Below are 11,971 nucleotides of genomic sequence, written 5' to 3' on the forward strand. Positions count from 1 at the left end.
TATGATCAAGCCCGTTTTAAATGGTTTCTTCTGCACTGTTTTCCTGGTCCAGACCTCGCTGCCGGCCTTTGCCGGCGAGCTTACACCGGACGGTGCTGCCGCGCCCGGCAACCGGCCGGAGATTGTCGCGGCGCCAAACGGCGTGCCGGTTCAGCACATTGTCACCCCCAACGCGCAAGGCCTGTCCCACAACAAGTTCACCGATTTCAATGTCGGCAAGAATGGCTTGATCCTCAACAATTCCAAGGATTTGGGGCAAAGCAACCTCGGCGGTTACATTGTCGGCAACCCCAATCTTCAAAGCTCTGGTCCGGCAACGGTGATCCTGAACGAAGTCACCTCGTCCAACCGGTCGCTGCTGCAGGGCGCGACGGAGCTGCATGGCGGTCAGGCGGACTACATCCTCGCCAACCCGAACGGCATCACCTGTAACGGCTGCGGTTTCATCAACATTCCGCGGGCGACCCTGACAACCGGTCTGCCGCAGGTCGATGCCGGAACGCTGAAAGGTTTCTCGGTCGACCGGGGCACCGTCACCATCGGCGAAGACGGCGTGGCGGCGGAAAGCGTCGACTATTTCGACATCGTCTCGCGCGCGGTCGAAATCAACGGCAAGATCCACGCCGGCGAGAACCTCGGCGTCTTCGCCGGCCGCAACGATTACGACTATGACAACCGCTCGGTGGAGGCAAAGGCCGGGGCGGCGGGCGACAAGCCGGAATTTGCCATCGATTCCTCCGCCCTTGGCGGCATGTATGCCGGTCGCATCAAGCTGATCGGCACGGAAAGCGGCGTTGGTGTGCGTGCCCCGGAAAGCGCGACCGCCACCACGGGCGACTTTCAGATCACCGCCGACGGCAAGCTGGTGCTTGGCGGGGCTGTTTCCGCCCGCAAGAGCTTGCGTGCTCAGTCCGTCAACGGATCGGTGGAAGTTCGGCAAAATGCGTCCGTCTATGGCCAGGAAACGCTGGTCCTGAAGGCCGGCGGCGATATCAAGGTTGCAAAAGAGGCAACCCTCGGTGCCGGCAATCAGGTGGATCTGGAAGCCGCGGGCATCGATTTCGATGAGGCGCAGCTCCTGGCGGGTCTGGCACCAGGTGGCACGCTGGCCGCAGGTGTCGGCTCCATCAAGGTGGCAACAACGGGTCTTGCCGATTTTGCAGCTTCCAGCTACCTGCAGGCGGGCGAGGCCATCACCTTCAACGTCGGCTCTCTGGAGCAGGCGGGAACCGTTGCCACCGACACTTACACGGTGCGGGCATCAAATGACGTGGCTCTCGGCAGCGCATCCGTCGCCAGCGCAATCGATGTCGCCTCCAGCCTTGGCGATGTCACGGTCTCCTCCGGATCGGTGCTTTACTCCGGCGGAAACCTTGCCCTTTCGGCTGCCGGTCGTTTGACCGTGGCAACAGCAGGCGAGGTCAACGCCCGCGATCATGTCGCACTGACCGCGCCGGTGATCGATGTATCCGGTGGCAAGGTTTTTGCCGGTGTCACCAGTGACGGTGCGGCGATAACCGACGCCGGCACGCTGACGCTGACCGCGTCCACCTCGCTCAACGTGGCGGCAGGCGCTCGTATTCAGTCCGGTGACCTGACGCGGATCACCGCCGGCACCTGGAACCAGCTGGGCACGCTGGAAGTCGGTTCGCTGGAGCTTGATCTCGGCGGGCTGTCGCTCAGCGGTTCCGGAGCGACGGTCGCTGCACGGGATGTCTCCGGCAGCGTCACCGGCACTGCAACGCTTGCCGCCTCCGCGCCGGGCCTGAGCGCCACCAACGCGCTGGATCTCAGCATCAACGACCTGAGCGTTGCCGGGCTGCTGCGCGTGAACGGAACCGGCCAGCTGACCGTCGGTGGCACCCTGTCGGTGACCGGCAAACTGGAAGCAACCGGAGGGCTGACGGTTAATGGTGGAACCACCAACGTCGCCTCCGGTGCTTACATCATTGCCAATGATGCTGCCCTGTTCGATGGCCTGGACAGCTTCACCAACCGGGGCGGCGTTCACGCCGGCAACGGCCTGACCATCCGCTCGGCCAGCCTGGACAACCATGGCGGCGTTCTTGTTGCCGAAAACGGCCTGACGCTGGAAGGCCGCACGGCGGGCACCAAGGCGGCCGGCATCATCAACCGCAAGGGCGGGATCATCGAGGCAAGGTCCGGAACGCTGACGATCCGGGCTGAAAGCCTGAAGAACATCACCGGTGCCACTTTCGACACCAAAACGACCGCATATGCCAATGAAGTCGTCGCAGGGGCCTATCCTCCCGACTGGCTGAAGGGCGGGTTCTCCAAATACTGGGCGGCCGGCGGCATCGGCGACTGGGACCAGTTCTGGGACACTGGCGGCGGGCCCGGCGGCTATGTGTTCGTGCCGCACCCGGAAAAGATCGATGAGATCCTCACGGCCAAAAATGCCACGGCAGCGGACTGGGACCAGAACTGGTGGAAGGATTACGCACCGACTTCCATTGCCGAGTTCGACCCGGACAACGGCACCTATGACGACTGGCTGATGCTCGCCCCCGACGAGGACGGTGCAGCAGGTTCGGGCGATGTGGTGACCATCTTCGTCACCGAAGACACCTATGAGCTGGTCGACCCGGTCGCGCGCATCGCGGCGCAGAACGGCAACATGGTGCTGGATGTCGGCACGCTGGAAAACGAATACAGCGACATCGTCGCCTCCGGCGACATGCGCATCGACGGCACCAGCATCGTCAACGGCGGCAAGACCCTGACGCGTGTCATCACCATTCACCAGAGCTGGTCGAGCTACGAAACCCGCACGCTGGGCTTTGCCCCCTCGCACAAGTTTCTGGACAACGGGGTGCAAAGCAAGACGCTGAGCGCCGAAACGATCGATGCCGTTCCCGCGACCATCCACGCCGGCGGATCGCTGATCGGCAACCTGACAGGCACGCTCACCAACGAAGCCGGCGAGCCTTCCACCCCGGAGGACCTGCAAAAGTCCACACAGGACACGTCCATCGTTCAGCTCAACGCCAGCTCCCAGGCCCCGGCCTTCGACCCTGCGTCCTACAAGTTCAACGGCCAGCTTTTCAGCCGCGCTCCGGAAAGCAGCCCGTTCCTTTACGAAACCCGCTTCGCATTCGTCGACATTGGCGCATTCTTCGGGTCGCAGTATTTCCTGGATACGGTCGGCATTCCCGACATCGACAAGCACATCCGCTCGCTCGGTGATGCCTATTTCGAAAGCCAGTATGTGGCAGAGCAGGTGCGCAGGGCGACGGGCCGCCGCTGGCTGTCCGCCGACCAGACCTCCGATGCCCTGCAGATGAAGACGCTGATCGACAACGCGGGCGCACAGGCCGAGGCGCTGGACCTGGCGTTCGGCGTGTCCTTGAGCGAGGAGCAGGTCGCACTCCTGACCAGCGACATCGTCTGGTACGAACGCGCGGTGGTGGACGGCGTCGAGGTGATCGCGCCCCGTCTATACCTTGCCTCGACAACGGGCCTCAACAAGACCGGCGCGGTCATCGCCGGGCGCAACACGACGCTGGAGGCAGCGGAAATCAGGAACGTTCGCGGCACGATCAAGGCTGACGAAACCCTGGTCGCCAGCGCCGCCGGTACCCTGCTGAACAGGTCCGGCACGATCAGCGGCCGGGATGTGACACTGTCCGGCGAGACTGTTTCAATCGAAACCGCAACCCGGGCGACCGGCAACGGCACCACGGCCATCGGCACCTGGGCCTATGAGCGCGGCACGGTGACGGCGGAAGACACGCTGACCATCCGCAGCGATAGTGACACCCGCATCACCGGGGCCGATCTTGCCAGCGGCGGCAGCCTGGAAATCGATGCTGGCCGGGATCTGGCGGTGACCGCCATTGACCTCGAAAGCCATTTCGTAGCCAGTGGCCAGGCGGGCAGCAACCGCTATGATGTGCGCGAAAGCCAGACCCGTGTGTCCGGTTCCACCATCCAGGCAGCCGAGTCGGTCAACCTCAAGTCCGGGCGCAACATTGCCGTGGAAGGCTCGCTGATTGCCAGCGACGGCACGGCCAGCCTGACAGCCGGTGAAACCGTCACCATCGGCACGGCAGAGGAAAGCCGGGAAGACCGGTCCGCGCGCAACAAAAGCGGCTTCCTGACCTCAAGTTCCAGGAAACGCGACAGCAGCAGCACCACGCAGGTTGGCTCCATGGTGACCGCGCTCGGCGATCTGGAGATCTCGGCCGGCACCGGGGATGTGGTGGTCAAGGGCTCTGCCGTATCCTCCGAAAGCGACGTTGCCCTGTCGGCCGGGCGCGATGTGCGTCTGGAAGCTGCGCAAAACACCTCCGAAGACAGCCGGGTCGACAAGAAAAGCGGCTTCTTTGCCGAAACCGGCAACATGGGTGTGGTCGCCGGCTACAAGTCCGAACGCCATACCTCCGACACCAGCTCGTTGACCCAGGTCACCTCGGCGGTGTCCGGCCGGAACGTATCCATTGATGCCGGGCGCGATGTGGTCTCCGAAGCTGCCTCCGTCGCCGCCGACGAAGACCTTGGCATAACCGCCGGGCGCGACATCGTCCTGGACAGTGTCCACGATCTTTATGCCCATTCGGAAAGCCACAAGATCGACACTTTCGCGCTGTCGCTCGGCGCGTTTGAAAACATCTCCGGGCCGGTGAAGTCGCTGGCGGATGCGCCGCGTATGGCAGCCTCGGGCAAGGGCAATCTCGGCTATCAGGCGCTTTCCGCGGTCTCCGCAGGGTTGAAGGCGGTCGACGCGCTCAACCAGCTCAACGCCATCCGCCAGGGCGGCACCATTGCCGGGGTGCGCATCGGCATTGGCATCTCCCGTGAGGAAAGCAGATCGTCGGAAGCCAGCGCCATTGCCCGCACCGCCACGCTGTCGGCAGGCAACGACATGTCGCTGGAAGCTGGGCGCGACATCACGGCCAAGGGCGCCCGGATCGACGCCGGCAACGATATTGCCATGGCGGCGGGGCGGGATGTGATCCTGGAATCGGCGCAAAACCAGCTCGCCTATGAGGGCGAAAACTCCAGCATGTCCGCGGGCATCGGGCTGACGCTTGGTGTCGGGGCGGGTGGCAAGAATGGTGCCCCCGGCGCCAGCCTCAGCCTGGGGCTGGACGTCTCCGGCCAGCAGAGTTCCTACAGCCAGTCGCAGACCTATCACACCAACACGGACGTGACGGCGGGCGGCAACGTGTCGGTCGCAACCGGCCGGGACCTTGCCCTGAAGGGCGCGCGGATCGAAGCCGACAGTGCCGATCTCGACATCGGCCGCAATCTCACGATCGAAAGCCGGCTGGATACGGCCGAAGGCTCCAACCAGAGCAGCGGCTACAGCGCCGGGGTTTCCTTTGGCATCGGGCTCGGGGCAACTGGCGCCGGGCCCACCTTCGGCGCCTCTGCCAGCGTCAACGGGGCCAAGGGGTCCAACAGCTCTGCCTGGGTGAACGCCCCCTCCGGCATCGTCACCGACAACGCGCTCAATGCCGATGTCGGCGAAACGACCTCCATCACCGGCGGGGTGATCGCCTCGCGCTCCGGCGACCTGACCCTTGAAACCGAGCGTCTGGAAACGGCGGATATCGACCTTCACCGCAAGGGGCGGCAGGCTTCCGGCTCGGTCGGCGTCAGCATAGGCTCCAATCCGGAAGGCAAGTCCAAACCGGGCATCACGGTGGAAGGGGCCTATTCCGACTCCGAAACCGAGGGCGTTGCCCGCGCCACCATTGGCGAGGGCGAAATCACCGTGCGCGACGGCGATGGCGACGGCATCAAGGCCGCCGACCTGGAAGTCGAGGCCGACGCGGCAGAAGCCGAAGGCGACACGGCCCGCGCCGAAGCCCTGCGCACCGAAGCGGACCGGGAGGCGGCGGAAGATAAAACAACAACAGAAACCCAGCTTGCAAACGTCAATCGCGATCCGGATGCCGTCGTGGTTGTCACATCCCGGAAAGAAGAAGGGTTCGAGCTCTATCTCTCCGACACATCTCTCGAGAAGGCTGTCGAAGGCATCGAAGTCACCGGAAAGGCACTCGGGGAAGCGTTCCGGGCGTTGGGAGAAGAACTGGCCGCTTCTGGTGCGCTCACCCCGTCGGAACTGGACACGGCAAAAACCGTCGCCAAGGCAATTGACGAAGGCGACCTCGATCTTCGTGCGCTGGTAACCTGTTCCGGTCGCCGAGGCTTCAACCTCTGGGACCTCGTTGTCTCCTCGGCCCATGCTGCCACCGGCTGTGTGCTGTTCGATGAAAACGGCCGTGAAATTGCAGAACTGACACCGCGAGAACGCGAAGCTTGCGTCCAGATGCTCAGCCGCTTGCTGGAGGAATACGCACGCGATTATCTGGTTGGTGAGAGAGGCGACACCGAACTACCTGCTTCGATTACCAAAACCGCAGAATCACTGCGCGAGATGGCCTCGGATGAAGTGTTGGTCGCAGGGGCGCAGTCTCTGGGCATGTCGGTTTCGTTGATCCGCGATGTGACCATGCGGCTCGCACTCGGCGAGGAGAAATACGCTGAGTACAAGAAGGCGCTGAAACCGCTCGCAGACGCAGGGGAGCTTTCTTCGGAGGTGGTTGCCAGAACGGTTGAGCGCCTTGCAACGGAACAGGGCCTCTCCAATCAGGAAGTCAAAGACCTGAAACTGGTCGCCACTGTCACAACGGCGGCGATTGTTACCGCGCTTGGAACGCGGGTTACGAGGCGGACCGTATCCATTGACGATATACCTGGTATTGGCCCAACACCTGGAAAAGGCGGTTTTTCAGAGTGGTTCAACAACTTAAACACTGATGATTTTGTGGCTTACTGGTCTAATCCTGCAACAAGGTCAAAAATCCAACGTATGCTCCGCGAGCCAGGTGGTTTCCATGAGTGGGCAATGGTATCTAGAGCCGACAAGTTTCACAGTTGGGGATTTACTGCACAAGACATCTGGTCTTTCAGAACAAGCACAAAGAAATTGAACTGGATAAATCCGCAAACTGGTTTGCCTGGGAAACATGGCGGACATGGTTCCGGTGCGTTTCACAACGAACTAGGCCAGCTAATCGACAACAGCGGAAATGTTGGTGAGCTTCAGTCCGGACTTGTGTCCTTGGGACATCGTTGGGCTATACCCAACCTTCCCACACTCATTCGAAGGTAAAAAAATGCACACAGTCTATCTCGGTTACTCAAACGTGCTGTCAGCCGAGGAGATGAGGGCGTATTTTGACATTGATCCCGAACACGAGGAGCGGCTTTCGAAATTCGAACAGGCGTTTGGTTGTGACTATGTGGAACCGGGTAGCTTCGAGGTTTATGCGCCGGGCGAATACGAGAATTTTGATTTTGATGCGAAGTTTTTTGGCAAGTTGCTGCCCTTCAATCCAGAAAAGAACCTGGTGTCGATGATAGACTTCTCAACTGTTGAATCAGTTTTTTACGTCGCTGATATCAATGTTAAAAAGACTTCTGTCGAAGATGTTTATTTACTTGGCCCAATAGAAGTTGAGAAATTCGAATTTGAATGAGTCCAAAGATGGCATTCTGGCTACAAAGACCCATCCAAGTGTCAAGAAGAACGGATGGCAATACCTGCGTTATTGCAGGATTGGAAAAACTTTCACCGGATCTACCGGGACGAGTGTCTCACGGTGCGCAAGCGCTGCGACCGGAAACGAGCTTTGTGAACGCGCACGCCAAAAGTCATAGTGGTGGAAATGACGCCACAACGGGAGTAAAGGTACCCACAAGACCGCTAACCGCAGATGATTTAGGCATTCAAGGAAACCTAACTCAGTTGGATGGAACATTTTCAGTCCAAAATGGGGTTACGAGTGTTCGGGTTGATATGATCGAGGGTTCGATTACCAACCCGCTGCGGATAGTCGACAATCTGGTCGATAATGGGCGTCGCAATGGTTCAACGTCCCCATGGGCTTTCCACTAAAGGCGCTGATGACGTAATAACTATTCCGATTGAGTAGTGTCATGACGCCGAGAATTAGAGCAAAGCGCATTTTAAGTCACATGGACCGCTATAGAGCTATTGGCGAAGCGGAATTGAACAATCCTGCTTTCGGCTTAGGTTTGAAAACTTCTGCTGATTGGATATGTTTATATTATAATGAGCCGGGTTCTCTCGAAAATGCGGTCGTGATTAAAGACCCAGGAATTGAAATTCTTAGTAGCACGACGACTAGAGCTGTACGCTACGAAGACATCGAGAGTACTTCTCCACTAAAAAATGATGGTTCGGACGAGGAAATAACTGCCATGCTCTTCAATGGTGAACGGTTCGCTATTCCGATTCACGGGCGCAATGGGCGGTTCCAAGATATTTTTGAGTTTTCTCGCTTTCTAAGTCGTAGCGTTTCCGACGTACGAAGTAGACTGAACGACTGACCTGATATTTTGCCAGAATGATGTTTTTTGTCCGTCTCCTGATCCGCACCTTCACCCTGCTGTTAGCCGTGGCATTTGGAGTGGTTGCGAGTTTCGCAGTGCCGGGGAATTGGGTGCAAGCCAGCTGTCCGGTTGAGCGCAGGATCTGATTGCTAAACCTGCCTATCTGACGAACAGAGCTAACTTTTGAATGCGGACAATCAGGGGAGCAGGTCATATTTCGGCGCGCCTTCATTCAAAGTCGAGTGAAATGATGCACTGAGCCCGAAGTTTGGATCGCCGGAGGTTGGAGTTTTGCTGTATCTGCTCTGATCCCCGAAAACTTCGATGCCTTCATCGCTTCCGCTTCTTCTCCCAGCCGAGATCCTAGCGCGGAAAACTCCAGTCAAAAACGATCCAGTTTTCGGGGATTAGAGCACTAATTGTCGAACCCATCCCCCTAGGCTGGTTGAGGTGATGTGCGTCGAAGATGTCACCCTCAAATTTAGAAATGGACGGGTTGGGAATATTTCAAATGGAAAGTTTAACTGGGTGAATTAATGTCAAATTTTCATAGCACTTTTATCGACAACATTGACGTTGAGAAATTGTCTTTGTCGTCCTTTCAAAAAATATTCGAAAGGAAAAATGAGAACGATGACGTCGCAGGAAATGGTGGATCTTTTCAATATTTCTTTGACGATGGAAAAATAGCTTCATTATTGGTGTTACATCATAGATCTCTTGGCTATTTGCTGAACTACGACTTGTATGACAGAGATAGGAAAAAAGTATTAAAAGACTTCTTCTCAGTGGGAAGTAGCGAGAAAATGGATCTGGTTGAAGATATTGGTGATGAAGAGTTCTATCCTATAGGTGCATTTATTAGCTTAGAGGATGCATGGAAGGTGGTCGAAGACTTCATCAATCATCCATCTAAAAAATCTAGCAAAATCAATTGGATTTCATCCGATGAAATTAGTTGGCCGGATCAATGATTTTCTTCTGTTTAAATTCAGACGTCAGCGTGGTTTTGAAATTGATGTGATATCTATTTGATATTTAAAATTTTTTACTGTAGCTCAATTGGGTTGGCCGATACGCCTCTTCGACTAGCATCGGCGTCGCCCCCGGCGCCAGCCTCAGCCTGGGGCTGGACGTCTCCGGCCAGCAGAGTTCCTACAGCCAGTCGCAGACCTATCAAACCAACACGGATGTGACGGCGGGCGGCAATGTGTCGGTCGCAACAGGCCGGGACCTTGCCCTGAAGGGCGCGCGGATCGAAGCCGACAGTGCCGATCTCGACATCGGCCGCAATCTCACGATCGAAAGCCGGCTGGATACGGCCGAAGGCTCCAACCAGAGCAGCGGCTACAGCGCCGGGGTTTCCGTTGGCTTCGGGCTCGGGGCAAATGGTGCTGGGCCCACCTTCGGCGCCTCTGCCAGCGTCAATGGGGCCAAGGGGTCCAACAGCTCGGCCTGGGTGAACGCCCCCTCCGGCATCGTCACCGACAACGCGCTCAATGCCGATGTCGGCGAAACGACCTCCATCACCGGCGGGGTGATCGCCTCGCGCTCCGGCGACCTGACCCTTGAAACAGAGCGTCTGGAAACGGCGGATATCGACCTTCACCGCAAGGGCCGGCAGGTTTCCGGCTCGGTCGGCGTCAGCATAGGCTCCAATCCGGAAGGCAAGTCCAAACCGGGCATCACGGTGGAAGGGGCCTATTCCAACTCCGAAACCGAGGGCGTTGCCCACGCCACCATCGGCGAGGGCGAGATCACCGTGCGCGACGGCGATGGCGACGGCATCAAGGCCGCCGACCTGGAAGCCGAGGCCGACGCGGCAGAAGCCGAAGGCGACACGGCCCGCGCCGAAGCCCTGCGCGCCGAAGCGGACCGGGAAGCGGCGGAAGACACCACCGCCACTGAAACCCAACTTGCCAACCTCAACCGCGACCCGGACGCGGTGGTGGAAGTGACCTCGCAGAAGCAGGAAGGGTTTGAGCTTTATGTGAGTGATACGAGCATCGTCAAAGCGGTGGAGGCTGTAGAGATTGCAGGCAAAACTCTGGCTGACATAGCCGACGCTGTTGTGGATGCATTATCGAAAGACCAAGATTTACCTGCTGAAGAAGCGAAAACCCTCAAACAAGCTGTCAAAGAGGCTCAAGCGGATCCTGAAGTAAGAGAGCAATTGGCCAGTTGCGGCCAGAAGCAGGGCTGGAACCTGTTCGACTGGATTATTACGCCGGCACACGCGCAGACTATGTGCACTATCAGTTTGGGGTCGGGTGAAACTATATCACTGTCACCAGGCCAGGCGGAGGCCAGCCTCGATATTGTCGACGGGATCGCAGGCAATCTCTCGGCAAAAGGGCTCGCACGGGTACTTGGACCTGTTGGCGCGTTGCTGGCCTCGACGGGGCCTGCCGGTGATGTCACCGAATATTCAGTCACCGATACCGACGGCACTCGCTACGACATCAATATCGATGGACCTGAAGGAACTGTTACCATTTCGTTCGATGGCAATGACACTGCCACGGAACTGAAATTTACACTGTCTTCAAATACTGGAAACTATGTTCTGACCAGCGGAGAGATGAACGGTCAGTCTCTCAGCCAGGATGCCTTAAAGAAGACATGGCAGGTCCTTGCCAACCAAATCGGTGACAATGGCGGCCCGCCACTTACCGACGAAGATCTCGGACGAACCGATGAGAACGGCAGCAACAACAACAACGGTGGCAACGGCCCGCATCTCGTCGGTCCCATCGGGTGGGAAAGTCATAGTGGTGGAAATGACGCCACAAAGAGAACACTGACCGCAGCAGAGCAGCAAAAGTCACATCACATTTTTGGACAAGACAAACATAAAATGGACCCGCTCGTTGATAGGTTTGGCACTCAGGAGCAAGCCTATCTAGAATTGGACGCTGCAGCCCAGCAAGCATATCGAAATGGAGACCTAAATCTTAACGCGAATGGGATTAACACAGAGACCCGCATCTCAGTTGGTGGTGTCGAAGTTGATTTAGTTGGCGGGCGGGTTGTCGATGGAAAGTTTGTTCTTGGGTCAGCGTCACGAAGGGACATTCCATGAAGCTGACAGAATTCGAACTGGATAGCATTCGCATTATCCTCGAAAGGGAAGAGCCAACACTGCTAAAATATCTACCGCAGCTATGTGTTTCCTCTAGAGAGGATAGCGGTGTCGGTAGAGTGACAAGATTTGCCAGGATACAGCCAAGCATTGATCAAGAAATGAACCTTACCCTAGGCAAATCTCTGTACGCCGACATAGGTGAGATGGCTTACGGTGTCGGATTTATGCTGTTTATCGATGAAGGGGTTCCTACAGAGTTGGAAGTATTTAGTCACGGCAATGAAGTAATTCCAAAAGTAATTGTGTCTTATAAGCATAGCTACATATAGTTTGTGAACATTGAACCTCGCATGCCTTTGGTCCTCTATCTGATCCGAGCCATTTTCGTGCTGCTTATCGCGGTATTTTGAGCTACTCCCCGGAAATCGGACACTGACGTAAGCTACGATTTGTTGTCTTCTGGTCTTCGACGAGAAGGAGATCAGGGATGTCGAAGCG

At 57.6% G+C, this 11,971-nt stretch carries 6 protein-coding genes; all 6 read left to right on the forward strand.

The window, feature by feature from the left end; genetic code table 11:
* Position 1: 1 nt before the first annotated feature.
* Positions 2 to 7,144, forward strand: coding sequence for a two-partner secretion domain-containing protein (locus AC2A6O_RS19125; protein ID WP_498929438.1), 7,143 nt, complete (start codon positions 2 to 4; stop codon positions 7,142 to 7,144).
* Positions 7,145 to 7,148: 4 nt separating this feature from the next.
* Positions 7,149 to 7,511, forward strand: coding sequence for a hypothetical protein (locus AC2A6O_RS19130; RefSeq protein WP_498929440.1), 363 nt, complete (start codon positions 7,149 to 7,151; stop codon positions 7,509 to 7,511).
* Positions 7,512 to 7,971: 460 nt separating this feature from the next.
* Positions 7,972 to 8,385 carry a hypothetical protein gene (locus AC2A6O_RS19135; RefSeq protein ID WP_498929442.1) on the forward strand — a complete coding sequence of 138 codons (414 nt, stop codon included), beginning with the start codon at positions 7,972 to 7,974 and terminating at the stop codon, positions 8,383 to 8,385.
* Between the two features lie 539 nt (positions 8,386 to 8,924).
* Entirely contained in the window at positions 8,925 to 9,362 is a 438-nt protein-coding gene (locus AC2A6O_RS19140; RefSeq protein WP_498929444.1) for a hypothetical protein, read from the forward strand.
* Between the two features lie 119 nt (positions 9,363 to 9,481).
* A complete protein-coding gene (locus AC2A6O_RS19145) occupies positions 9,482 to 11,470 on the forward strand; it encodes a hemagglutinin repeat-containing protein (protein ID WP_498929474.1) in 1,989 nt (662 codons plus the stop codon).
* A complete protein-coding gene (locus AC2A6O_RS19150; protein WP_498929446.1) occupies positions 11,467 to 11,802 on the forward strand; it encodes a hypothetical protein in 336 nt (111 codons plus the stop codon). Before AC2A6O_RS19145 ends, AC2A6O_RS19150 begins: the two co-directional genes overlap by 4 nt.
* Positions 11,803 to 11,971: the final 169 nt, after the last annotated feature.

The sequence above is a fragment of the Labrenzia sp. ATLA3 genome (assembly GCF_057180185.1).